Here is a 24351-nt window from a genome sequence, read left to right on the forward strand (position 1 = left end):
GGTCACCAGGTGAGGCCCGTCCGGGACTTCACTCCCGCCCGGGAGGGCGCCCGTACGCCCGGTGTGGTCGCACAGGCCGCTTCGCCGCCTCCGGCACCTCCGCCCCCTCCGCCCTCCTGAAAGGCTGCGCACATGACTGTGACGACCGCCCGCTCGTCCGTCGCCGAGCTGCTCGGCTCCTTCGCACAGGCGACGCCCGCGCAACTGCCCGAGGCGTTCGGGCGGCTGACCGCCTCCGTGTGGAGCGCGGACGGCCCCACCGCGGACGCGCTGTCCGCGGTGCCCGCTCTCGTGGCGCGCCTCGACGAGGTCGACGACGCCCGCAAGGGATATCTCGCCATCGTCCTCGGACTGCTCGTGCAGAGCGAGTTCCCCGCCGCGGAAGGCGGCCCCCTGACCGCCGCGGTACGGAGCGGACTCGACCGCTATCTGGAGCTGCTGCACGGCCGCACCGGCCAGGACCCGCTCAGCCTCGCGCTGCTCTACCTCCTCTCCCACTTCCCCGGCGACCGCGAACGCGTACTGGCCGCCGCCGAGCCGCTCGGGCTCGACCCGCACGACCGCTCACGCCTGGACCGCTGCCTGCAGCGTCTCGACCCGGACCGCCCCGACCTCGGCCGGGTGTGGCCCTCCCCCATGGTGTGGCGGCTCGACGACGACGAGCGGAGCTTCGACCAGGAGTGGATCAGCAAGCTCACCGCCGAGCAGACCCAGGTCAACTGGGACAACGACACCCGCACCGTGCTGGCGTACACGGGCATGCGCGCCTACTGGGCGGTGCGCAACGGCGTCCCCGAGGAGACCTCCTACCCGGTGCCCGCGCCCCCCGCGGAGCCGGTGGAGGCCCCGGAGCTCGACGGCACGGCCTTCGCCCGGTACGAGGGGGCGCTGCGCTGCCCGTCCTGCCACGGCGACCTCGGATTCGGGCCCGGCGGCGCCCGCTGCGCCCCCTGCGCGACGACGTACCCGGGCGCACGCGGGCTGCTCGACCTCTCCGCGGGCATCCGGGACAACGCGGCGGACGACCCGGAGGACGTCACCGCCGATCTGCTCCAGAAGCTGTCGGAAATGCCCAGCATGGGCCTGTACTACGAGTCCGTGCTGCGCCCCGCCTTTCTGCGGATAGCGGGTCTGAACTGGGGCAACGAAGTCCTGCCCGGCGATGAGGACGCCTATCTGGCCGAGCACATCGCCCCGGTGGACGGGCCGGTGCTCGATCTGGCGGCCGGCGCCGGACGGTGGACGGAGGTGGTCGCGCGGACCGTGGGACCGGACCGGCTCGTCGCCCAGGACATGGGCGCGCCGATGCTGACCGCGCTGCGCGCCCGGCTGCCCGAGGTGCCCGCCGTCATGGCCAGCGCCCTCGACCTGCCCTACCAGGACGGCACTTTGGGCGCGGTGAACTGCTGGAACGCGCTCCAGGCCTTCCCCGAGCAGGCGGACACGGCCATCGCCGAGATCGGGCGCGTCCTGCGGCCCGGCGGCACCTTCACCATGATGACCTTCCTGTGGGCGGACGACCCGATCGACCGCTACTTCCAGGGCGGCCACCACTTCCCCAGCAGGCCGGCGGGCATGCTGCTGTTCGAGCTGGCCGAGCTCAAGCGGTGGCTCTCCGACGCGGGGATGACGGTACGTGAGCTGTCGGGGCCGGGAAGCTTCGTCTTCGTCACCGCCGAACGGACGGGCGGCGGAGCGTGACCGCACCGGACGAGCGGTACGCCGGCTTCGACCTGCCGGGCGAGGCGGCGTACGACGAGGCGCGGCAGGTCTTCAATCTGCACGCGCCGGTGAGCCCGGCGGCCACCGTGACGGCCCGCACCGCCGACGAGGTCCGGGCCGCGGTCCGGCTGGCGGGCGAGCGGGGGCTGGCGGTGCGGGTGCAGTCGACCGGGCACGGCTCGGCGACCGCGCGCCCCATGGACGGCGCGCTGCTGATCCGCACCCGGATCCGGGAGCCGGTCGCCGTCGACGTCCGGCGGCGGGTGGCCCGGGTGAGTGCCGGGACCCTGTGGGGGGCGGTGGTCGAGGCCGCCGCGCCCCACGGGCTGGCCGCCGCCCACGGCTCCTCCCCCACGGTGGGCGTCGTCGGCTATCTGCTGCGGGGCGGGCTGAGCTTCTACGGCCGCTCCGCCGGGCTAGCCGTCAACACGGTGCGCGCCGTCGAGCTGGTCACCGCCGACGGGGAGCTGCGGCGGGCGGACCCCGAGTCCGATCCGGATCTGTTCTGGGCGCTGCGGGGCGGCGGCGGTGGATTCGGGGTGGTCACGGCCGTCGAGTTCGCGCTGTTCCCGGTGGCGAAGGTGGTCACCGGGGCGGCGTTCTGGCCGGTCGCCGAGGCCCCCGGGCTGCTCGAACAGTGGCGGCGGTGGACCGAGGACGCGCCCCGGGAGGCGACGACGGCGATGCGGGTGATGAATCTGCCGAAGCTGCCGGAGCTGCCGTCCGTCCTCACCCAGGGGCCCGTCCTCTGTCTGGACGGGGTGGTGACGGCCGAGACGGCGGGGGATCTGGCCCGCGCCGAGCGCCAGGCCGCCGAGCTGCTCGGCCCGCTGCGGGCCGCCGCCGCTCCGCTGCTGGACGACTGGCGGGTCGCGGACGTCTCCGATGTGCCCGCGACGCATCTGGACCCGCCGGACCCGGTGCCCGTGCACGGCGACCATCTGCTCCTCGGCGAGCTCGGCACGGAGGGCGTCGCGGCGTTTCTGCGCGCGGTCGACCGGCCCGGCACGGCGCTGGTGGTGGGCGAGCTGCGCCAGCTGGGCGGGGCGCTGGCCGAACCGGATCCGGCGGGGGGCGCGCTCAGCGCTCTGGAGGCCCGTTACGCCTATTCGGGTTCGGGCGTGCCCATCGGGGAGACGACGGAGAAGGCCATCGACGAGCACACGGCGCAGGTGCGTGCGGCGCTCGCGCCGTGGGACACCGGCCGTACCGCCCCCACCTTCGTCGCGACGACGGGCCAGCCTCAGTGCCATCTGGACGCGGACGCGGTACGAGCCGTGGACGCGGTACGTCTGCGGGTCGATCCACGGGGGATGTTCCGGGGCGATATCGACCGGGGGTCGAGCGCGCTGGCCTAGGAGGTGGGTCGTCCGCCCGGATGGGGGTCCCCCCGGGCGAAGCCCAGGGGGAGGGTCCGGCGGAGTCCGGGGCCTGGGGTCGGGTCTCCCCGGGCCCGCGGGGCGTCATGGGGGCGCTCCGCCGGGCTCCGCCGGGCTCCGCCGGGGGTGCCCGCGCCCGCGCCCGTATCCGGGTACGCCGCCTCAGTGCCCTTTCGCCACACCGGTCGTGAGACCGGAGACGCCAGCGCCGACGACGATCACCTTGTCCGTTGTCGTGGCCCGACCGTAGTCCGTCAGATGCCCGCAGCGCTTTGCTGTTTCCCGACCGTCTCCTCCAGCCCGGGGAGGAAGTCCCGGACGTACGGATTCCGCTGGCGTCGGCGCAGGTCGGCCGTCAGCTGATCTCGTGGTGGTGGATGACGTCGCGGGGTGGCTGCTGGGCTGCTTCGAAATCGTTGGACGCCCTTCGGGTTGGTCGGCGAGCATCCGAGGGTGACAGATGATGCTGATTACTGGGGACCGTTCACGCGGAACCCGAAGTGTGTCCGTTTTGCAGAGTTGTCCGGTGTGGCGATGTCCGCATTGCTCGATGGAGACCTGTCCGAAGCCAGCAGGGTGGCAGGGGTTTCTCTGACCGAGTACTTCCTGACCGACGGAGCACGGTGGCTGTGGCAGTTCCGGCTCGACCAGATGGCCGCCGATCCGGGCCATGCACGGTGGATGATGCGGCAAGCGGTCGTCGGCGACAAGGGTCTCGTCGTCGGACACGCCGGGTTCCACGGACCGCCCGATGAGGTCGGCATGGTCGAGATCGGCTATTCCGTCGCTCCCCAGTTCCGCCGCCAGGGATACGCCCGATCCACGTTGATCGAGTTGCTTCGCCGGTCAGCGGCCGAAACCGCAGTTACGACCGTGCGGGCGACGATCAGCCCCGACAACGTGGCCTCCCTGGCCACGATCTCGGGCTTCGGTTTCGTTGAGGTCGGAGAGCAGTGGGATGAGGAGGACGGTCTCGAACTCGTCTTTGAGGTCCCTGCCCGCCGGGTTTCGCCCGCTTGATAGCGGGATTTGCGGGTTGTGACCGGGGCGTCCGGCGCGGTCGTCAGGCCGCGGGGGCGAGTGGGCGTCCGCCCCAGCGGAGGTCTTTCTCGCTGGGGCGCCCTTCTCCACGGCGTGCGCACCTATCTCCAGCAGGTCGAGTCCCATGCCTGATGCTCCGTAGGCACATACGAGCGAGCTCCCAGGTCTGGACGGCTCGGGGGGCTCGTCATCTGCTCTGGCTATTCGGTTTCCAGTGTGTACTCGAAACCGATCGTGAAGCGGCGCGGTAGAACCCACTCGCCGTAGACGATCAAGCCGTCGTCGTCCAGCAACTCATGAGCGCCTGCGCCTACAGCTGAGCCAACTGGGATCGAGAGTAGACGCGCCTCCCGCTCTGAAGCCTCCCGTCCGTGGAATGCATCGCGTCCGAACTTCACGCGACGACCCAGCGTTTCCGCGAGCTGCACCATCAGGTCGTCGCCACGGCGTGGTTCGGTCCTGAGTAGGTCGGGCACTTCGTCCGCGAGATGCGGGGGATACCAATCGACGTGTAGCCCTGTGCGGAATGAGCCCTGGCCGGTGACGTACTCGCGACGTACCACCCTCTTCCCTGGGTTCAGGTCGAACAGCTCGGATACGTAGAGCGGGGGTGCCGCCAGTCCTGCCGAGGTGACGAGCTTTGTCTCCCCCTTGGCGAGGGTGGTGCCGGTCCTGTAGACGCGCATCAGTCGATCGCGGCCGCTTGGTCCTGCCGTGGGGACCTCGGCAACGAAAGTGCCTCGCTGCGTCGTGGTCACGTATCCCTCAGCCTGAAGCCACGTGAGGGCGTTCCGAATGGTCGCCCTGGCAACACCGTGTTCCTCAGTCAGTTCTGTGATCGGCGGAAGTCGCTGACCTGGCGTTAGCTCTCCGTCACGAATCTGCTCCCGGTACTTCTCTGCGATGACCTGATAGGGGTGCATGACCGCACCTTCCCACCTTTGGGTGACGACCCATTCCAGGGGCTTGCGGGCTAGCCCACATAACCGTGAGTGAGCTAGAACGTCAAATACCCCCGCGATCGTGGTACCGATCCGGGAGCGTGGCCGACGCCTTCTGGGAGCGTCGACATGCTCAAGGCTATCGTTCACCTCATTGGGCCGCTGTTGCGGCTTCTCCTTCCTCTTCTGGTGGCCGTTCGCCGCCGGAGCGGGCCTGGCGACCGCCGCGTACTGCCTCTACCTCCACCACACCCAGTGCTCCGAGACCGAAATGGCACCACGCCAGGGCCGGCCTCATCGGGTGGGGCACACCACTCGGCGGGTTCACCAGCCGGTGAGGTCCATGACCCGGGAGCAGTGCGGGTCGGTGTCGTCGACCGTCAGGCGTTCCTCCTCGGTGATCAGGGACGGCAGGGCCGCGATGAGGGCGGTGAGCGCGCCGGAGGTCCGTACATCGGCGGCGACTGTTCCCGATGGGTCCTCGGTGTCGAAGTACAGGCGCAGTCGGTCCTTGTCGGTGAGGAGAAAGCCGAGCAGGCGCGGCTTGGGCTCTTCGTCGCGGAAGGCCAGGGCGTGCAGGAGGGTGAGGGCGGTGTCTTCCGGTGTGGGATCGGCCGGTTCGACAGTCGCGGGCTCCACGCGCACGAGGTTCATGCCCATGACGCTGCTGATGCTGCGGCTGGGGTAGATGTGGGTTCCGGTGTGGAGGGTGCGCAGGATTCCGGTGATGGTGGAGAGCGGGAGCAGGTCGTCTCCGTCGAGGGGGATCTCGTAGGCGGTCAGCCCGTCGGGGGCGTGGGCCTTGGGTCCGGTGACGATACGGACGGCTTCAGCGGGCGGCGGCGCAGGCAGGACGCCGCGGATGTACTGGTCCCCGGCGAGAGATGCGTGGATGTGGTGGAGCATCAGGCGGGCGATGTCCGCCTGATACTCCACGATGTCTTCGTCCATGAGGTCAATCATTCACCCAGTCGGGGCACCTGTCCCTGCCCCTGCAGTAGGCGGTGATGACGCCGATCTTCTTGCCCTTGCCCGCGTCGTAGTCCCGGTCTTTGGTCCTGCGGGCGTATTGGACGATGGTTATGAGCGTCACCTTCTTCGTGCCGTTCCGGGCGACTCCCTCGTAGACAAGCAGGTGGTGAGTGACGGGGCATACTGTCCGTCGTGACGACGTATGACCGCATCGGTGCGACCTACAATCACACGCGACGACCCGACCGCCGGATCGCGGTCGAGATCCACGAAGCGCTCGGCGATGCCCGGACTGTCATCAACGTTGGTGCTGGCGCCGGCTCCTATGAACCACCACAAACGGTGCTGGCGGTTGAACCCAGTGCAGTGATGATCGCCCAACGTCCGGCCGGATCCGCACGGGCCCTACAGGCATCCGCGGAATCGATCCCCATCGCCGACGACTCGGCCGACGCGGCGATGGCCCTGCTGACCGTGCACCACTGGACGAACCTGGAAGCCGGTATCGGAGAACTCCTTCGGATCAGCCGGCAGCGCGTCGTCATCTTCACGTGGGACCAGGCCGTCTTCCGCAGGTTCTGGCTGCTGGCCGAGTACCTGCCGGAGGTAGCCGAGTTCGTCGACGCACACGCTGTTCCGATCGACCGGCTGATTGCGCTGCTGGGAGGCGCCCGCATCGAGACGGTCCCGATCCCGTACGACTGCACTGACGGATTCGGCGCTGCCTTCTGGCGCCGACCTGAGGCATACCTCGATCCGGAAGTGCGAGCAGGCATATCGATGCTCGCCCAAACCGGCGAGGAGGTCCTCCGTCCGGGCCTGGCCCGGCTGTCCAGCGACCTGTCTTCCGGCGTGTGGCACGATCGCCATGCTGACCTGCTCGACCGCGAAACACTGGACGTCGGCTACCGACTTCTCGTCGCGGACCTTTAGGAACAGGCGGCTGACCGACTCCGCGCTCAGGCAGATCCGTGCCTTCTGCGGTGGTGCCTGTTCATGCCGCGAGGGGCTCGGACCGTTGGGCGAGATGGCCGCGTTCGAAGCGGGCCCCGGCGCGGACGAGGGCGACGAGGTGGGGTGCGTTCACGGCGACCATCTGCTGCTCGGCGAGCTCGGCGCGGAGGGCGTCGCGGCGTTACGTACAGCGGCGGGGCCGAAATCCTGATGGGACTCCGGCCCCGCCGTCGTGCCCGCCGGTGCCGGCGGGCTGTCGGGACACGCGTACCGGGTACGGTCACCCGTCCTCACGCCGGTCAGCTGCGGCTGGCGACTGTTTCGCCGCCGGTCAGCTGGGGCTGACGACTGTTCCCGTGTCCACGGGAAGTCCGCCGGTGAGCAGCCGGTCCACCGCGTCCAGGAGCGCCTCGGGGCCCTTGGCCCGGCGGACGGAGAGCCAGGACGCGGCCTCCCTGATGAAGCGGCGCTCGGCGGCCGTGTACCGGGTCAGATAGTTCTGCTCGCCTTCCGCCGCGATGAGCTGGTCCTCCTCCGGCGGGGTGAAGAAGATCTCCGGCATGGGGTCGATGAGCTCCGGCGGCGGATCGATCTGCGCGCCGGGGTGGGTGTAGCCCACCAGGAGGATCTGGGTCAGGGAGTCCGCGGCGTACGCGGCGACCTCGAAGAGCCGGTCCGCCACTCCGGTGAAGTCCACCAGGACGGTCGGCGCCTCGATCCGGGCGGGGGTGAGGTCGTCGTAGGCGACGACCGTGTCGTAGAGGCCGAGTGAGCGGACGAACGCCGTGTTGCGGGCGGAGGTGACCCCGGTGACCGTGAGGTCCCGCCGGGGCGCGAGCAGCCCGGCGAGGCCGATCGCGGTCTTGCTGGAGGCGCTGGTGATCAGCACCGAGCGGGGGGCGGGGCCGTCGCGGCGTACCAGGAACTCGCCCGCAGGCGGGGCGTCCGTACGGTGGGTGAGGCAGTGGGCGACGTTGAACGACGCGGAGAACAGCGGTCGCAGCAGGGTGGCGTGGTCGTCCGCGAGGTCGGCCTCCCCTGTCCGGAGGTAGGTGCGGTACCAGGGGTGCAGGAACTCCCGTGCGGGCGAGGTCTCGGTGAATCCCCGCTCTGTGGGGTCGACGGTGAGCGTGACATGGGTGGCCATCGGCAGCAGTCCGTAGCAGCGGTCCCCCACGGCGATGCCGGGATGGTTGGACTCCTCGACGCGCGCGTGCCCCCAGGCCGGCACCCTGCCGTAGCCCTCGGGCCCCGGGAAGGCGTCCCAGAAGGGGAGTTCGGAGTCGCCGAGGCGCATATAGGTCGCGCTGATCGCGGTGACCGCGAAATTCTCGACGGCGAGCCGGATCTGGCCCGGCCGCAGGGTGTCCCCGGGTATCGGGCGGATCTCGCGCTGGGTGAGGTCGTCCCGCCTGACCAGCAGCTCCCACCTCTCCAGTTCGGGCACGTCTCTCTCCTCCGTCGAGTTCCGGGCACCTGAGACCGGGTCTGGAGACCCATCGTGCTGGGGCCGTTTCACCGCCGCATCTCCTGGTGTGCGCTGACGACCTGGGGTGCTGGCGGCACCGCACGCTGGGAGATGCCGGGGCATCGGTGAGCTGTCAAGGTCGCGGGGTTCTGATCAGGCCAGCACCGGGAGGCATTTCCAGATGACAGAACTTCCGAGAGCCGGAACGCGTCCGACCGCCTTCTCCGCCCGGCTGCCCGCGCTGACGGGCCTGCGGTTCATCGCGGCGGCGATGGTCTTCTTCTATCACGCGCTCTGGCAGCGGTTCTTCACCTCGGAGGAGCACCAGAGCACCGCCCATTCGCTCTTCTACCAGGGCGGCTGGGCGGGCGTCAGCTTCTTCTTCATCCTCAGCGGGTTCATTCTGACCTGGTCGGTCCGGCCGGGGGACACCGTCCCGGCGTTTCTGCGGCGGCGCTTCTTCAAGATCTATCCGCTGCATCTGGTGACCTTCGCCGCCGCCCTGGGGCTGGCGGCCTGGCTGACCCCGGTGCCGCTCGCGGTCGGGGACGCGATCCTCAACGCACTGCTGATGCAGTCGTGGTCGCCGGACATCATGGTGCGCAGCAGCTTCAACGCCGTGGCCTGGTCGCTCTCCTGCGAGGCGCTGTTCTACGCGCTGTTCCCGCTGCTGATCCGGCTGATCAACCGCATCCGGCCGGAGCGTCTGTGGGGGTGGGCCGCGGCCGTCGTGGCGATGGTGTTCGCCGTGCCGCTCCTCGCCCGGCTGCTGCCGGACCAGGCGCCGCTGCCGCCGGTGAACGTGACCGTGTCGGAGATGTGGCTGGTTTATCAGTTCCCGGGGACCCGGCTGCTCGACTTCGTCTTCGGCATCCTGCTGGCGCGGATCGTCCTGGAGCGGCGCCGGCTGCCCTTCTCCTTCGGCGGTTCGCTGGCCCTGACCGTCGCCGCGTACGCCCTCGCCCCGATGTTCCCGTCCGGGTACTACCCGGTCGCCGTCATGCTGGTGCCGCTGGGGCTGCTGGTGGCGTCCTGCGCGGCGGAGACGAGCGCCGGAGCGCGCACCCTGCTCTCCAGCCGGGTGATGGTCCGGCTCGGGGAGGTGTCCTTCGCGTTCTATATGACCCATGCCCTGGTGCTGACCTACGGCCACCGGCTGCTCGGGCAGAACGAGAGCTGGAGCGCGCCCGGCGCGATCGGGGTGCTGGCGCTGCTGTTCGGGGCGACGCTGCTGCTGTCGTGGCTGCTGTTCACCCTGGTCGAGGGCCCGGTGATGCGGCGGTTCGCCACCTCGCGGCGACGGCGCGGGCGACCCGTGACCAACACCGCCGAGACGACGGGGCCGGGCGGGGCCGCGGAACCGACGGCTGCCCGGGAGTCGACGTTGCTGTGACGCCCCGGCGGGCTGACGCGGGCGTCGTCGTACGGGACTGTGTACGACGACGCCTCCCCGGAACGTACGCAGGCGACTCCGGCAGCCGACAGGACGACGGGGCAGCGGGGGGCGCCGGGGCGCGGTCAGCCGCGAGGCTTGCGGGCGGCCACGATCACGTACCCGATCTGGTCCTTCCTCGGGGCGAAGAATCCGCGGTGCAGCCGGGAGAACTCCGCGATCTCGGTCTCGCCGAACTTCTCTGCGATCTCGTCCCGCCGGCCCATCGCCGTCTCCAGATACTTCGCCTTCATCCCGAACACCCGGGGACCGCACTGGGTGTACTCCTCGACGGCGAACCCCGCGGCGGCCGTGTGAGCGAGCCACTCGCTCAGGGTCGGCAGCACGGGCAGCTTGAGCGTCGTCATGAACCGCTCCACCCGCCTCGGCTCCGCGTCCGACTCCAGGCTGAAGTCCGAGAACGAGATCCGGCCGCCGGGCCTCAGCACCCGGAAGAGCTCTTTGAGCACCCGGCCCAGATCGGGGGCGTTCTGAAGCGACTCCAGGGCGAGCACGGCGTCGAACGAGCCGTCGGGAAACGGCAGCTCCATATAGTCGCCGTACTGGAAACGCACCTTGTCGACGACCCCGGCGTCCTCGGCCTTGCTCCGGGCCGCGCCGATCTCGAAGCCGCTCACGGTGACCCCGGTGACCCGGACTCCGTACTCCTTCGCGAGATACACCGCCGTCTCGCCCGGACCGCATCCGGCGTCCAGAACATGCTCGCCGGGGCGCAGCCCCAGGGTCTCGGTGACCTTGCGGGTGGTGCGGTGGACGGCCTCGGGCAGCGAGGCGTCGTCGTCGCGGTCGTACCAGTACCACATATGCAGCTGGCCGCCCCGGAACTCCTCGCCGATGGGCGTGCGTTCGTCGTAGTGCCTGCCGATGTCCACGGGGTCAGCCAGTACGTCATCCATGCCCCCATCGTCGGGACGCGCCGATACCCGCACATCTCCGCGCTTGCTGTGCTGCGCCGCCGTACCGGGGTCTTCGCCGCACGTCAGGGGCCGCCCGCAGAGAGCACTTTCGAAGGGGACAGCGCCCAGCCGCGCTGTAAGGATCGCGTTGGCGGACATCGCGCCGGTTGGGGAACCGTGCGGCCGCGGGGCCCGGCGGAAGCCGAGTGACCTCCCCGCCCGCCCCTCTACCTACCTGTGTACTGATTGGGGAACAGATGCTGGACAGACGACGCATGCTGGCGCTCAGCGGTGGTGTGGTGGTGGCGGGCGGTGCGGCGGGTGTGCTCGCCAACGCGCAAGCCGGGGGCTCCGGGAACACCGCCGCCCGTCCGATGGGGCACCGCCATGCCCTCGCCGGTAACGCGAAGATGAGCTCCAAGGCGGCTGCGACTCCGTTCTCCACCAAGATGCCGGTACCCCAGGTGCTGAAGCCGGTGGGGCGGCGTACCGCCTACGACCTCTACGAGATATCCCTCCAGACCGCGAACGTCGACATCCTGCCCGGTCTGAAGACCCCAGCCATCACCTACAACGGCTCCTTCATGGGCCCGACCATCCGCGCCAAGGCCGGTCGCCCCGTGAAGGTCCGCTATGTCAACCGTCTCGACAAGGGCGCCAACGTCCATCTGCACGGCGCGCATGTCGCGCCGAGCAGCGACGGCTATCCGACGGACCTCATCGCCGCCGGCGCATCCCGGGTGTACGACTATCCCAATAATCAGCTGGGCTCGACCCTCTGGTATCACGACCACACCCACCACATGGAGGCCGAGCATGTCTACAAGGGCATGCACGGCTTCTATCTGATCGAGGGCGCCGACGAGCAGGCGCTCAATCTGCCCAGTGGGGCGTACGACGTGCCGATCATGATCCGTGACGCGCACTTCGACGCAGCGGGCGGTCTGATCCTCGATGTCACCCAGCCGCAGGCCCGCTCCACCTTCCTCGCGAACGGCAAGCCGCAGCCCTACTTCCAGGTCGCCGCGCGCAAGTACCGATTCCGGCTGCTCAACGCCTCGATCTACCGGACGTTCGATCTGGATCTGGGCGGCGTGGAGATGGTGCAGATCGCCTCCGACGGCGGTCTGCTGCCCGAGCCCGTACGCCGTACGAAGCTGAAGCTCGCCCCGGCGGAGCGCGCCGAGATCGTGGTGGACTTCTCCCGCCACCCCATCGGCACCAAGCTGGTGCTCTCCGAGCCGAGCGGGCCGGTGATGCGTTTCGACGTGAACCGGATCGTCCCGGACACCAGCACGGTGCCCGCGCGGCTGCGCGCGCTGCCGCCGCTGGCCACTCCGGCGCGGACGCGTCAGTTCAAGCTGGGGGTCGCGCCCTCGAAGATGGCGTACGCGATCAACGATCTGTCGTGGGACGCGAACCGGGTGGACACCACGATCAAGGAAGGTACGACGGAGATCTGGCAGATCTACAACGCGGACACGGCGGACTCGGAGTTCGGCGCCATCGACCACACCTTCCATCTGCATCTGGTGCAGTTCCGGGTGCTCGACCGGGACGGCAAACCGCCGCTGCCCGGTGAGGAGGGCTTCAAGGACACGGTGCTCGTCAATCCGGGTGAGACGGTCCGTCTGCAGGCCACGTTCAAGGGCTACCCGGGGCGGTACGTGTACCACTGCCATATGCAGGAGCACAACGTCGCCGGGATGATGGCCCAGATGGAGATCGTTCCATAGACCGTACGGCCTGACCCGCCGTCCCACGTCCACGTCCGCGTCCACGTCCACGTCCGCCCCGGCGCCCGCGCACCGGGGCGGACGTGCGGGCGGCTCCGGGGTGAGCCTGGGGTTCCCTCCGCCGGGCCCACGGCCGGCTCGTCAGGAGAGCAGTCCGCTGTGGAGTACGGGCGCGCTGCGGCTGGAAGACTTCCCGAAGGAGAAGCGGAGCGTTCCGGCACGGATCCGCGGACCTTCACGGAGGTGAAGGCGACGAAGCGTCGCAAGGCGGTGAAACTCGCCGGACTGGCCCTGGCCTCCCCGGCCGCCGCGGCTTGGGTGCTGGAACAGGCCGCCGCCGACGCCCGGGAATTCACCCGGCAGGCCGAGGCGAGTGCGCTCGGCTCCGGCACGCTCGACCACCTCGACCTCGCGGTCACCGAGTTCAACCGCGCGTACTCCCTCAAGCCGCCCCAGGCCGTCTTCGACGCGGTGATCGACTACCGGCGCAAGGTCGACGCCCTCCTGCGGGGTCGGCACACCCACCGCCAGGAACGCGAACTGCTGGCGTTCGCAGGCTGGCTGTCCGAGCTCTTGGCCTGGCTCGCCCACGACCTCGGGGACGCCCGCGCCGGTCTCGCGTTCGCCACCGACGCCTTTGTCCACGGACAGCAGTCCGGACACGGCCAGTTGAGCGCGTGGGCGATGGACGCCGCCGCCTCCATCAACCTGTATGAACAACGGCCCGGCAGAGCCCGCGACGCGGCCCTCAAGGGCCTCATCGACGCCCCGGCAACCCACCCGCTGACCGTGCGGCTGCATGCCCAGGCCGCCCGCGCCGCCGCCGCCGACGGCAACGCGGACGGCTTCACCACAGCCTTCCGGGCAGCCGAGGACGCCCATCGACTCCTGCCGCCCCGCTCGCCCCGCCGCTTCGGCATGGACGTCCTGCCCCTCGCGGACTATGCCCTCACCTCCTATCCGGCGACCTCTTTCATCTGGCTGGGGCAGGCCGAACAAGCCCGCCAACATGCCGAACAGGCACTGGCGATCTATGAGGCGGCCCCTGCGGCATCGAGGTCCCCGAGCCGCGAGGCCATCGCCCGCATCGATCTGGCCCTCGCCCATGCCCTCCTCGGTAACCTCGACGACGCCGTCGCCCTCGGCCACCAGGCCCTCGGCTCCGCCCGCGTCGTCGACTCCGTCCGCCACCGCGCCGGCGACCTCACCTCGTTCCTGAACCGCCGCTATCCCTGCCAGGCGGCCGTCGAGGGCCTGAGCGAACGGCTGGCCGCCGCCCGCCCGGCCCTGCCCGCAGCTTCCCCCGGAGCGTGAAGGACACCGCTATGACGACCAACGACCCTCAGCCCCGCGAGCACTCCCTCACCATCCGCAAGCCGTACTTCGACCTCATCGCGTCCGGTGCCAAGACCACCGAGGTACGCGTTGGCTATCCCAAGATCCGCAAGATCACCCCCGGCGACACCCTCACGATCACCTGCGCGGACGAGTCCGTGACCACTCGCATCACCGCCGTGAAGGAATACGAGTCCTTCACCGTGATGCTCGACGCCGAGGACACAACCGCGATCGGCGGCCCGGAGGCGACCCGCGACGAACTCGCCGCCGCGATCCGCGGCATCTACCCGCCCGAGAAGGAAGCCCTCGGCGTCTTCGCCCTCCACCTCGCCCTCGTGCAGGCCGACACCGGAGGCTGACCGGTCCCCCGGGGAGAGGGGACCCGTACTCAGCCGCGTACGACTCCGGCGTGCACCACCGCGTACGGAGCCGCAGCGGCCTGTCCCGTACCAGCCCCGTACCGGCCCCGCATCCGCAGGACGGCCCGTACCCGCCCTCTCGGGCTCGGTACGGGCCGTCCGGGTCGGAGGCGGAGGAGGTCTACTTGCCGAAGTAGGCGTCGTAGACGGTGATGGTGCTCTTGTTCTTCTTCGTGTCCACGATCTGGGCCTTGAAGGAGATCGACTTGCCCTTGGCGGGGTTCTTGACCGTGATCTCGCCCTTGGCGACGGTGACCTTCTTCCAGGTCCTGCCGCCGTCGTAGGAGGCCGAGACCTTCAGGGACTTCAGTCCCTTACCGGCCGCCGGGCCCTCGACGGTCACCGGAATGGTGGTCTTCCTGCCCGCCGGAGCGGTGTCGTCCAGTGCCAGCTCCGGGTTGAAGCGGACCGAGGAGACCGGCAGCGCGGCGACTTCGCCCTCAGCCGGCTTCTTGGAGCGGAAGGTCCAGCTGACGTCGATACGGCTGGCGGACTTCGCCACCTTCTTGTCCCGCTTCACCGACGACGCGAGCGTGTACTCCACGTCCTCCGCGCCGACCTCGAAGGTCTCCCGGCCCGACAGCGGGTCGCTGTTCTCGCCGATCCTGGTCTTGCCCTGGTGGAGCGTGGTCTTCGCGGAGGAGAAGTCGGAGCTCCCGTCATTGCCCTGGGCATCGGCGAAGACGTACGTGGAGCCCGCGATCTCGTTGCCCTGTCTGAAGACGCCGTTGCTCTCGCTCACCCGGGGAGAGTGGACTCCGCCGCCGAGCGTCTCGGTGTAGGACTTGCCGGCCGTGTACTTCTTGTCCGGGGTGTCGTATCCGGCCTCCTGGGTGAAGGACCCGTCCGGGTCCTTCGGGCCGAACTGCACGGTGCCCATCCTCCAGACGGCCTTACCGTCCGACGCCAGGTGCAGGGTCCGGGAGCCCGGGAAGGCCATCGCCGGGCTGGTCGTGTAGAACCCGGTGACGTCCGACTGGCCCAGCGTGTACATGCCGCCCCGCTTGTTCTTCGCGGAGGCAGCGGCGTTCACCTTGGCCTTCGCGAAGTCGGCGGCCTTGAACTTCTTGGTGTAGCCGGTGGAGTACTTCTTCACCGTGCCACCGGTGAGAGTGGTGTACTGCGTCGCGGCGCCCGATGTCCAGTTCGTGGCCCACGCCTCGCTGAAGGAGCCGTCGGTGATCTGCGGGCCGAGGTGCGCGGTGCGCACATTGGCCAGCGAGGAGTACCGGTTGTCGGCGCCCATGTTCATGTCCGGCCGGGACACGACGTAGGACAGCTGGGCGTCGTCGAGCTTGGCCTTCGTGTCCGGGACCGATATCGCGACCGGCTTGGCCTTGCGGGCGTCGACCGTGACCGTGGTGTCCTTGTGCATCACCAGCTTCGGCTGGAGCAGATGGTCGAAGCCCTTCGTGCTGTCCGTGGGGTTCACGGCCGCACCGGCGTCCAGGGCGTATTCGCCCTTCGGGACGCGGATCCTGGTGGTGCCCGACTCGCTGGTGAGGTTCTGCCAGCCGAAGTTCCAGTCGTCCAGCGACCCGAGGATGGCGGAGAAGCCGTCGCTCGGCTCGCCGTCCCGTCCGACGTACTTGACGGTGAGGTCGTAGGACTCCGCCTCGCGCTCCACGGCGGCGACGCTGCGCACGCTCTGCCCGCCGCCGGTCGCGACGACCGCGGCCGTGTAATGGCCGTCGTCGTCGCCGACGCGGGTGTCCGCGGTGAGATCCACCGAAGCGGTGCCACCGGCGGGTACGTCCACCTTCTGGGCGCCCAGGGCGAAGAAGCCGGCCGGGGCCGCCTTGCCCTGAGGGCCGAGGCCGGTGACCGTCACATCGAGGGTGATGTCCTGATCACTCAGGTTGCGGTAGGTGACCTTCTGGGTCTCGGGCGTGTCGTCGTGGTGCGGCCACGCCTGCTTCGCGAAGCTCACCGAGGAGGACTCCGCGACGATGCTCTGCTTGATCGCCTGGTCCACAGCGATACGCCCGGTGCCCTGCTGGAAGGCGGTGTAGCCGCCGTCCTCGGTGGAAGCGGTCAGCACGGCCTTCAGCTGCTCGGCCTTCCAGGACGGGTGCTGCTCCTTCAGCAGGGCCGCGGCGCCCGCGACATGCGGAGCGGCCATCGAGGTACCGGACATGGAGACATACCCCTCCGGGCTCCCCGATCCGGTGCCGGCCGCAGCCGCGGCGGTGATGTCCACACCCGGGGCGGTGACATCCGGCTTGACCGCGCCGCCGCCGGACCTCGGGCCCACGCTGGAGAAGTCCGCCAGCTCGTTCTTGTCGTCCACCGCGCCGACGGTCAGGGCGGCGTCCGCGGTGCCCGGGGAGCCGACCGAACCCGCGCCCGGGCCCGAGTTGCCCGCGGCGATGGCGAAGAGAACGCCCTTCTCCGCGGTCAGCTTGTTGACATGGGCCTCCAGAGGGTCGATCTCCGGAGTGTCCTTGCCGCCGAGGCTCATATTGATGACATCGGCGCCCTGTTCCACGGCCCAGTCCATCCCGGCGATGATGCCGGAGTCCATGCCGGAGCCGTAGTCGTCCAGCACCTTGCCGTTGAGGATCTTGGCGCCGGGGGCGACGCCCTTGTGCGTGCCGCCCGACTTCGCGCCCGTGCCCGCGACGGTCGAGGCGACATGCGTGCCGTGGCCGTCGCGGTCCTTCGCGTCCTCGGATTCGCTGAAGTTCTTCTCCGCGACGACCTGGTTCCTCAGATCCGGGTGGCTGTCGTCCACCCCGCTGTCCAGGACGGCGACCTTGACGTCGGTGCCGTCGTAGTCGCCGTCCCACGCCTTCGGCACGCCGATCTGGGCCACGCTCTTGTCGAGATCGGCGGTGCGGACCCCGTCCAGCCAGATGTGCTCGACGCCGGAGACGGCGGCGGTACGGGCGTCCTTGCCGCTCGTGGTGCGGGTCAGCGCCTCCCACAGGGCGCCGGCCTCCCGCTCCGAGACGGTCACGGCATCCGCGTTCATGCTCGGGAGGTTCCGGCTGATCTGTACGTCGTCCGTGGAGCGCAGTCCCTGCTTGGCCGTGGCGGCGGAGGCGCCGCTGTAGGCGACGATCACCTTCAGGCCCTTGCGGTACGCCTTGCGGCTCTCCGCCCTGCTCAGCTCGGTGATGTTGAACAGCCGCCGGTCGAGGCGGCCGTCCGCGAGCAGCGCCCGGGCGTCGTAGGGCACCACATAGGTGTCGCCGCCATGGGTGAAGGTCTGGACGGGTACGTTCTCCCGGCCCTTGGCGCGGTCGACGGTGACCGCCTTGCCGTCGCCGTCCACCCCGACGCGGTCACCCGTGATCAGGGTCACCCAACGGAGTCCGGCGGTCTTGCCGTTGCTGCTCTTCTGGGTCAGCTCGGCGCCCGTCGCGGAAGCCGCGGCGGCGGCCGTGGCTCCGGGGAGTGCGGGGGACGCGGACGACGCCGGGGCGGTCAGTCCGGCGACGAGCGCTGCCGCGACCGCTGTGGTGAGTGTTGCGGCGCCGAGGTTCTGACGTCTCCTGGAAAGCATCGATTCCCTTTGCTGGGGCGGGGGCCGGTGGAGCTCGGAGTGGCCCCGCTTCCCACTCCTGCCCGGGAACAGGGGAAAGATGATCTTCCGGTTGCCGCCCATCCGGCGAATGGCCGGAACTTGTACCCCGAGGGGAGTTCGCCACCCCGATGATCTGCGGAGATGACACTCAGCAAGAACATGAGCTGAGCAGATGGAACGTCAGTGAAGGCTGAATACGATCGCCGCGGCAGGGCACAGATCGACGGCCTCGCGAACCGAATCCCGCATTTCAGCGGGCGGCTCGGGTCGCAGGACGATCACCTTGCCGTCGTCTTGACGCTGATCGAACACCTCGCCGGCCGTCAGCACGCACATTCCGGAGCCGACGCAGCGCTCGGCGTCCACAGTGATCCTCATCGGTCACACATCCCAGGTGACCGGGAGGCTCTTCACCCCGTAGATGTCCGCGGTCTCCGGCCGCAGGGCAACCTCCTCGGGCGGTACGGCCAGACGCAGCGCGGGGAAGCGGTCGACCAGCGCGGGGAACGCGACGCGCATCTCGACGCGGGCCAGCTGCTGACCCAGGCACTGGTGGATGCCGTGGCCGAAGGCCAGGTGCCCGCCGTCCTGTCTGCGGAGGTCGAGCACATGGGGATCGGCGAAGCGCTCGGGGTCGCGGTTGGCGGTGTTGTACGACAGGATCACCGGCGAGCCGGCCTTGATGGTCCGGCCGCCCACCTCGGCGTCCTCCAGCGCCGTCCTCATGAACGTCTTGGCGACACCGAGGTACCGCAGCAGCTCCTCCACGGCCCGGTCGGCGAGCGCGGGATCGGCGCGCAGCGCGGCCAGTTGCTCCGGGTTGCGCAGCAGCGCGAAGGCGCCGAGGCTCAGCATGTTCGCGGTGGTGTCGATCCCGGCCGCCAGCAGGATCAGGGCCATCCCCTTCAGCTCCTCGTCGGTCAGATCGCCGTCGGTGAGGTCGCTGAGCACGTCGTCGGCGGGGTTCGCGCGTTTGGCGGCCACCAGCCGCGCGAGGTACTCCTGGGTCGCGGTGTAGGCCGCTATCAGATCCTCGTCGCTCGTCTCCCCGTTCATGAACGAGTCGACCTGCTCCTGGAAGGACCCCCGGTCCTCGTACGGCACCCCCAGCAGCTCACAGATCATGATGGCGGGGATGGGCTTGGCGAACGCGGTCACCAGGTCCGTCGGCGGCCCGGCCTTCTCCATGGCGTCCAGGTGGTCGGCGGTGATCTGCTCGACGCGCTCGGTGAGCAGCCGCATCCGCCGTACGGTGAACTTGCCCATCAGCGGTTTCCGATAGCGGCCGTGCCGGGGCTCGTCCATGAGGAGGAACTCGCCGGGCGGCGCCGGGGGAGCCTCGAAGTCTCCGTAGTCGATGGTCGGGTGGAGCAGGAGCTCCTTGCGTGAGCTGAACCGCGAGTCGGCCAGGACCGATCTGACCAGGTCGAATCCGGTGATCAGCCAGCCGGGTCTCCCGCCGGGGAAGGTGTAGCGGCTGATGGGGCCGTGCCGGCGGGCGTCGAGCAGCTCCGCCGGCGGGTCGAAGGGGCAGCCGGGCTGACGCACCGTCGGCATCGTTGTGACGGTGTGCGGGGATTCACCCATGACCATTCCTCATCTCGCGATAGTACGCGTTTGACAATGCTCGAAAGCTACGTTGCATTCAAAATGACTGTCAATCGCCAGAAAGGCATATCCCCAGGTACAGCACGGAAAATTGATGCAATGACGCTGAGGTCGAATGCAACAGCGCGTTGCAATGAGTGGCAGCGAAGGCAATACTGACGGCATGCCAGGAGGACGGTTGACCCAGCAGGACCGCCAGCGCATCGCGACTGGACTCGCCGACGGGCTCTCGTACACCGAGATCGCGAGGCGGCTCGACCGGCCGACCTCGACGATCAGCCGGGAGATCGGACGCAACGGCGGCCCCGGCGGCTACCGGCCCCAGCAGGCGCACCGGGCGACGGCCCAACGGGCGCGGCGCGGCACACCGGCGCCCCCGCGCGCGGCCGGACCGCCGGGTGGCACGACGGGAGAGGGCATCATCGAGATGGCGGTCCGGGCGGGGCTGCCGAGGATGACCGCGCGCGTACACGTCGACCTGCTGCTGTCCGAGGACGGCAGGCGCACCGCGGCCGAGCTGACCCGCAGGCTGGAGGTCAGCCCCGCCTCCGTCTCCGTGGCCGTGAACTACCTGGTCCAGCAGGGGTATGTCCGGCGCGAGCGCGATCCGCGGCGGCGTCGCGACGTCTAGTTGGTCGACGACGAGGCCTGGTACCACTCCGTCGTGATCAGCGCGCGGCAGACGCTTGAGGCGGTGCGGGCCTCGGTGGCCGCGGCGGAGACGTCCGGGCCCGACAGCCCCGTGGGGCAGCGGCTGGCCAGGGCAGGGGCGTTCCTGGAGCGGGTCTGCCTGGACCAGAAGGAGTCGGCCGACCGCTGGCGCGACCTCCTGGCATGAGGGTTCTCGGACGAACCCGGGGAGCCGGCCGACCAGTTCCCGCCGATCGCCCCCCCCGGTAGGGACCGGCCGCAGGTGATGCCGTGGACCGGCCTGGGCTGACGTCACCTTGCGTGCCCGGGAAGGTGGTCGAACCCCCAGCCGGTATCGGCAGAATCGGCAGCTGGAGAGCGCTGGTCGGTAAGGCCGGTGAGAAAGCCGGTGTTGGCCTGTACATCGTGCCCGAGCGTGATTCCGTGCCGCGGGAGTGCGGACAGGCGCTGGGTGAGTTCGTCGTACGGGGACCGGCTGCGGTCGGTCTCGGCTCGGATGAGGCCGAACACGTCCGGGTAGCGGTCTTCCGTTCCCGCGGTGAAGACGTCGTCGGCGTCCAGCTCGCGGCCGTCGTCGAGAACGGCCGGCCCCTCTCCCGTGTCGAAACGGGGGAAGAGGACGTGGGCGGCCCGGCCTTCGGCGGCCAGCGGCATTCCGAGCCAGGTGTCGAGCTGGTCGGGGAAGAACTGGGGCTTGAGCTCTTTGCCTCTCTCGTTGAACAGGGGTTCGCGGGAGCCGGAGGTGAGGGCGTCGGTGACCCGCTGGTGCTGGGTGGGGTGCAGCCGTTCGCCCGCGAGGACCCGGCCCCGTACACCGTCGTAGAGTCCGAGCGCATCCAGCAGCCCGAGCCCGATGGCGGCAGCCGCGGGCCAGGGCAGCACCCGTACGCCGCCGTCCTCGGGGCGGACGAAGACCCGGTCGTTGGCCAGGAGCCGCCAGCCCGCACGGGCGAGGAGCAGGGCCGTGGTGGTCTTGCCCGCGCCTTTGCCGCCGAGCGTGAGCACGGTGTGGCCGTCCTGCACGGCGGCGGAGGCGTGGAGGATCGTCCAGCCGTCGGCCAGGAGCTGGGAGCGGAGGAGTTCGCGGGCGAGGCGGGCTGCGGCGGTGGCCACGGGGGTGTCGTCGCCTCCGGCGATCCGCAGCCGACGTTCGTCCGGCTGGTAGCGGAAGGCGAGATCCCGGCCGGGCTGGGCGGCGGTCACGGTGCCGTCGCCGTCGCGCCGGTAGAGCATGGCCGATCCCGCGTACTGGGTGCTCTCGTGCGGGTGGTCGAGCACGTCGCGGGTCAGCCGGGAGAGTTCGGCCGCGTCGACGTCGGCGGCCACGACCTGTCCGGTGGCGGGGCCGCTGAACTCGGCGGCGTTCCACCAGGAGCCGAAGTACCGCTGGGACCAGGCCGGGATGGACAGGACATCGCTGGTCACGGTCACGGCGCGGTCGGCCGTGGTGATGCGGGTGGCGTACGGGCTCACGGGGCGGTGTCTCCTTCGACGCAGTGCTGGATCTTCTGATAGGCGGTGCGGGTCTTGCAGTCGGCGTCTGCCAGCAGACGCGTCTCCACGGGGTCGAGACCGGCCGGGATCACGGTGGGCCTGCCCGTGGTGAACCGCAACGGGGTTCCCAGGCAGGAGCCGTCGGGGTTGACGACGGACAGCTCCACCACCGTGTCCACCAGTCCCAGGGCCGCGGTGAGCGCGGCGAGGACCGCCCCTGCGGGGCCGGAGCGGGCCCGGCCGAGACCCTCGTTGATCCGGCGGGGGCGCGCGGTCAGCTCCTCGTGGACGTTCCGCAGGGGGATGGCGGCCGGGAGGCCGCCGACGCGGGTGGCGGCGGCGCACACCACCGCGTGGTCACCGTGCTCGCCGATCACCCGGCCTTCCACCGAGGCAACGGGAACGGCGAGGAGCCGGGCGAGGGCGAGGCGGTAGCGGGCGCTGTCGGTGGCGGAGCCGACGCCGTAGACGCGGGCGGAGCCGGATGCTTCGGTGAACAGCCTGGTCATAACGTCGACCGGGTTGGTGACGACGATCGCCGCCCCGGTGTATCCGGCGAGTCGGCGGCCGAGGTCCGCTACGACGGGGGCGTTCGCCGTGAGCCCGGCCATGCGGACGTCGCGTTCGGCGGTGTTGGCGAACTTCGCCCGGGGGCAGATCACCACGGCGTCGCAGTCGGTCATGGCGGGCACGTCGGCGGTCTCGGCCCGTACGGGGGAGGCGATGACCTGGGCCATGTCGTTCAGGTCGGTGACAAGCGCTTCAGCGGTGCGGTCGCTGCCGGAGGCGATCAGCAGCCGTTCGCACCATCCGGCCGCGGTGAGCAGGGTGGCGACCGTGTGGCCGACGGCCCCCGCACCGATGATCCCCACGGCCCCGACACGGCGGTTCACCGTCCGGCCGCCGTCGCCGCGTGGTCCAGGGCGAGCCGCCACAGTGCCGGGCCCTCCGCCTTCGACTCCAGGGCCGCAGAGGTCCGCTCCAGCATCGTGCACACCGTGTCCGCTTGCCCGATGACTGCTCGGGCGTGCTCGGGCAGTGGCAGCCCCTCGGGAGCGGTGAGGTAGGTGGTGAGGATGTTGACGGTGTCCATCAGCCACAGGACCACGAGCTGCCACAGCCAGTCGGCGCGTACGGCACTGGTCATGCCGTGGGTGGTCGTGTCGGTGAACTGGCCGATCCCTCCCACCACCGCACGTACTCCGGCCCCCTGGGGCGGCACGGCCAGCACGTGGAGGACGAGCCGGGAGATCAGTTTGCCGAGGTCCATGGCTGGATGCCCCAGCGACAGGCCGGGGTCGAGGAAGGCCGGACGGCCGCCGGCGTCGTCGTCGGGGAAGAGGACGTGCTCGGGCTTCAGGTCCCCGAAGATCACGCTCCTGTGCGGCCCCGTGATGGTCCCCCGCAGCTTCAGCAGCCGGAGATCACCGTCTGAAGGGCGGGGGCGGCGTCGCCGGACAGGGCGATGCAGGCGGCGGCGCTGATGCCGTTGAACTTCCGGGCGAACGTCGCCTGGACCGAGCGTTCGGGGATCGCCGCCGCCGTCGCCAGGGCCCTGGCGTCCGGCTGGCCCAGGGCGTCCAGTTCACGGATGACCGTGGCCAGGAGTTCGGCGGTGCGGTGCGGCTGCTTGACGATCAGGTCGGTCAGCGTGAGCCCGTTCACCGGCTCGGTGAACAGCACCCCGTCCGCGTAACCGGCGATCCTCGGGGCGCCCAGGCGGGCCGTGTGCAGGATGCCGTACTGGATCGTCTCCCGCTCCAGCAGACCGCCCGGGGTGGTGGTGTAGGCGGCCTGGCGGGCCTTGACCGTGGCCCAGTCACCGCAGGCGCCCCGCAGGACGGAGGCGAGGGAGACGCCCAGCAGGGACACCTTCGCGAACAGCGGGCGGTCGTCCACCTCGACGCGGCGGACGTAGGCGGTCACGGACGGGATGTGCGGGCCGAGGCGGACGGTCGCCCCCGGCCAGAGTCCGGCGGCGGTGTGCTCGATCCAGCCGCTGGCATAGGTCATGACATCGGCCGGGGACGGTACAGGGGTGTGCACAGGGCACTCCTTCGAACGAAAGGGGGAGCGGCGGACGGGCTCAGCCGGACTCGGGGCCGGCGTCGGGGGCCGATATCGGCACCGGGAGGCCGGCACCGAGCAGTTCGGCGGCCTCACCTCGCAGGACCCAGGCGGGAGCGGCCATACCGAGCACGGCGAGCACGGCGAACGCCCATGCCCCGGCCGATTCGGCCTGGTCCCGGGCGGTGCCCCTGGACTGTTCGCCGCGCTGTCTTCCTCTCACGGTCACCAGTGCCTCCGTCTCCTCACAGGAGTGGCGCAGCGAACCGCTTCCGGGTCTCGCTGCTGTGGAGCCGACCAGTCCCCGCGCCGTTTCAGCGGGGTACCGGTCGGCGTAAATCCACTCAACCGCCTGACCCCGGACGGCGGGAGGGCCCACGATGTAACCCCGAGTAGTCCTGTGTAACCCACAGCGAGAGGGCCGGACGGCCATGGCACACGAAGGAAACCGCCGCATCGATCACTTCATCCGCGACGCGTGCGAGCAACGCGGTTGGGGACCTTCCAAACTGGCCAGGGAGCTGGGCATCGCGGCAGGCCAGGGCCCGAACGGCATGAGCCGCCAGTACGCGCGGAAGCTGCTGAGCGGTGAACGCAGCCCCGGCAAACACTGGATGCCGCACGTCACCCAGGTCTTACAGCTGGTTCAAGAGGCCGATTCCTCTGCCCAGAACAACGAACCC

General features: G+C 70.1%; 22 protein-coding genes and 1 pseudogene. 10 read left to right on the forward strand and 13 right to left on the reverse strand.

Translation table 11 applies throughout. The features are described from left to right. Window positions 1–132: 132 nt before the first annotated feature. The 3 genes from FF041_RS32075 to FF041_RS32085 all read left to right on the forward strand — a co-directional run bounded on the left by FF041_RS32075 (window position 133) and on the right by FF041_RS32085 (window position 4121). A complete protein-coding gene (locus FF041_RS32075; protein WP_153525975.1) occupies window positions 133–1701 on the forward strand; it encodes a class I SAM-dependent methyltransferase in 1569 nt (522 codons plus the stop codon). After that, the gene (locus FF041_RS32080; protein ID WP_323393302.1) at window positions 1698–3080 is read left to right on the forward strand and encodes an FAD-binding protein; all 1383 of its coding nucleotides are present in this window, start codon (window positions 1698–1700) and stop codon (window positions 3078–3080) included. The genes FF041_RS32075 and FF041_RS32080 overlap by 4 nt, the downstream gene beginning before the upstream one ends. A gap of 555 nt (window positions 3081–3635) precedes the next feature. Further along, window positions 3636–4121, forward strand: coding sequence for a GNAT family N-acetyltransferase (locus tag FF041_RS32085; protein WP_153525976.1), 486 nt, complete (start codon window positions 3636–3638; stop codon window positions 4119–4121). Window positions 4122–4342: 221 nt separating this feature from the next. Here FF041_RS32085 and FF041_RS32090 read toward each other — a convergent pair whose 3' ends face one another. From FF041_RS32090 to FF041_RS32100, 3 genes are all read right to left on the reverse strand, one after another. Beyond that, window positions 4343–5065 carry a GntR family transcriptional regulator gene (locus FF041_RS32090; RefSeq protein ID WP_153525977.1) on the reverse strand — a complete coding sequence of 241 codons (723 nt, stop codon included), beginning with the start codon at window positions 5063–5065 and terminating at the stop codon, window positions 4343–4345. 342 nt (window positions 5066–5407) lie between these two features. Further along, on the reverse strand, window positions 5408–6034 hold the full coding sequence (locus FF041_RS32095; RefSeq protein WP_153525978.1) for a hypothetical protein: 627 nt from the start codon (window positions 6032–6034) through the stop codon (window positions 5408–5410). Between the two features lie 4 nt (window positions 6035–6038). Beyond that, entirely contained in the window at window positions 6039–6176 is a 138-nt protein-coding gene (locus FF041_RS32100; RefSeq protein ID WP_153525979.1) for a hypothetical protein, read from the reverse strand. A gap of 71 nt (window positions 6177–6247) precedes the next feature. On the opposite strand from FF041_RS32100, the gene FF041_RS32105 reads away from it, so the two are divergent. Together FF041_RS32105 and FF041_RS32110 are read left to right on the forward strand one after the other, a co-directional pair. Then, window positions 6248–6988: a methyltransferase domain-containing protein gene (locus tag FF041_RS32105; RefSeq protein ID WP_323393304.1), complete on the forward strand. Its 741-nt coding sequence runs from the start codon at window positions 6248–6250 to the stop codon at window positions 6986–6988. A gap of 94 nt (window positions 6989–7082) precedes the next feature. Continuing rightward, window positions 7083–7220 carry a hypothetical protein gene (locus tag FF041_RS32110; RefSeq protein WP_153525981.1) on the forward strand — a complete coding sequence of 46 codons (138 nt, stop codon included), beginning with the start codon at window positions 7083–7085 and terminating at the stop codon, window positions 7218–7220. Window positions 7221–7340: 120 nt separating this feature from the next. Here FF041_RS32110 and FF041_RS32115 read toward each other — a convergent pair whose 3' ends face one another. Then, the gene (locus FF041_RS32115; protein WP_323393306.1) at window positions 7341–8456 is read right to left on the reverse strand and encodes a DUF2855 family protein; all 1116 of its coding nucleotides are present in this window, start codon (window positions 8454–8456) and stop codon (window positions 7341–7343) included. 202 nt (window positions 8457–8658) lie between these two features. Between FF041_RS32115 and FF041_RS32120 the strand changes: the two genes are divergently transcribed. Next, the gene (locus FF041_RS32120) at window positions 8659–9870 is read left to right on the forward strand and encodes an acyltransferase family protein (RefSeq protein WP_153525983.1); all 1212 of its coding nucleotides are present in this window, start codon (window positions 8659–8661) and stop codon (window positions 9868–9870) included. A gap of 125 nt (window positions 9871–9995) precedes the next feature. Here the strand turns inward: FF041_RS32120 and FF041_RS32125 are convergent, their stop codons facing one another. Next, a complete protein-coding gene (locus tag FF041_RS32125; RefSeq protein ID WP_153525984.1) occupies window positions 9996–10826 on the reverse strand; it encodes an SAM-dependent methyltransferase in 831 nt (276 codons plus the stop codon). A 257-nt stretch (window positions 10827–11083) separates the two neighbouring features. Here FF041_RS32125 and FF041_RS32130 point away from each other — a divergent pair, with 257 nt between their 5' ends. The 3 genes from FF041_RS32130 to FF041_RS32140 all read left to right on the forward strand — a co-directional run bounded on the left by FF041_RS32130 (window position 11084) and on the right by FF041_RS32140 (window position 14259). Then, window positions 11084–12562 carry a multicopper oxidase family protein gene (locus FF041_RS32130; RefSeq protein WP_153525985.1) on the forward strand — a complete coding sequence of 493 codons (1479 nt, stop codon included), beginning with the start codon at window positions 11084–11086 and terminating at the stop codon, window positions 12560–12562. A 243-nt stretch (window positions 12563–12805) separates the two neighbouring features. Beyond that, window positions 12806–13876: an XRE family transcriptional regulator gene (locus tag FF041_RS32135; RefSeq protein ID WP_323393308.1), complete on the forward strand. Its 1071-nt coding sequence runs from the start codon at window positions 12806–12808 to the stop codon at window positions 13874–13876. An 11-nt stretch (window positions 13877–13887) separates the two neighbouring features. Then, entirely contained in the window at window positions 13888–14259 is a 372-nt protein-coding gene (locus FF041_RS32140; RefSeq protein ID WP_153525986.1) for an ASCH domain-containing protein, read from the forward strand. Between the two features lie 181 nt (window positions 14260–14440). Here the strand turns inward: FF041_RS32140 and FF041_RS32145 are convergent, their stop codons facing one another. From FF041_RS32145 to FF041_RS32155, 3 genes are all read right to left on the reverse strand, one after another. After that, the gene (locus FF041_RS32145) at window positions 14441–17827 is read right to left on the reverse strand and encodes a S8 family peptidase (protein ID WP_153525987.1); all 3387 of its coding nucleotides are present in this window, start codon (window positions 17825–17827) and stop codon (window positions 14441–14443) included. A 201-nt stretch (window positions 17828–18028) separates the two neighbouring features. Then, window positions 18029–18214, reverse strand: coding sequence for a ferredoxin (locus FF041_RS32150; protein WP_398703426.1), 186 nt, complete (start codon window positions 18212–18214; stop codon window positions 18029–18031). 15 nt (window positions 18215–18229) lie between these two features. Continuing rightward, window positions 18230–19435, reverse strand: a complete 1206-nt coding sequence (locus FF041_RS32155; RefSeq protein WP_153525989.1) for a cytochrome P450 — start codon at window positions 19433–19435, stop codon at window positions 18230–18232. Between the two features lie 184 nt (window positions 19436–19619). On the opposite strand from FF041_RS32155, the pseudogene FF041_RS40645 reads away from it, so the two are divergent. After that, window positions 19620–20294: pseudogene (locus FF041_RS40645) on the forward strand (helix-turn-helix domain-containing protein). Window positions 20295–20398: 104 nt separating this feature from the next. Here the strand turns inward: FF041_RS40645 and FF041_RS32165 are convergent. From FF041_RS32165 to FF041_RS32180, 5 genes are read right to left on the reverse strand one after another with little or no spacing between them, the layout of a single operon-like run. Continuing rightward, entirely contained in the window at window positions 20399–21580 is a 1182-nt protein-coding gene (locus tag FF041_RS32165) for a hypothetical protein (protein ID WP_323393311.1), read from the reverse strand. Continuing rightward, the gene (locus FF041_RS32170) at window positions 21577–22494 is read right to left on the reverse strand and encodes a lactate/malate family dehydrogenase (RefSeq protein WP_323393313.1); all 918 of its coding nucleotides are present in this window, start codon (window positions 22492–22494) and stop codon (window positions 21577–21579) included. The genes FF041_RS32165 and FF041_RS32170 overlap by 4 nt, the downstream gene beginning before the upstream one ends. Beyond that, window positions 22491–22976 (reverse strand): phosphotransferase family protein, encoded by a 486-nt coding sequence (locus FF041_RS40465; protein WP_228388762.1) that lies wholly within the window; start codon window positions 22974–22976, stop codon window positions 22491–22493. Before FF041_RS40465 ends, FF041_RS32170 begins: the two co-directional genes overlap by 4 nt. A 35-nt stretch (window positions 22977–23011) precedes the next feature. Then, window positions 23012–23647: a hypothetical protein gene (locus FF041_RS32175; protein WP_153525991.1), complete on the reverse strand. Its 636-nt coding sequence runs from the start codon at window positions 23645–23647 to the stop codon at window positions 23012–23014. A 40-nt stretch (window positions 23648–23687) separates the two neighbouring features. Then, entirely contained in the window at window positions 23688–23897 is a 210-nt protein-coding gene (locus tag FF041_RS32180) for a hypothetical protein (RefSeq protein ID WP_153525992.1), read from the reverse strand. Window positions 23898–24351 lie beyond the last annotated feature (454 nt).

It is taken from the genome of Streptomyces jumonjinensis, assembly GCF_009600885.1.
In the GTDB taxonomy this organism is placed as follows: Bacteria; Actinomycetota; Actinomycetes; order Streptomycetales; family Streptomycetaceae; genus Streptomyces; species Streptomyces jumonjinensis.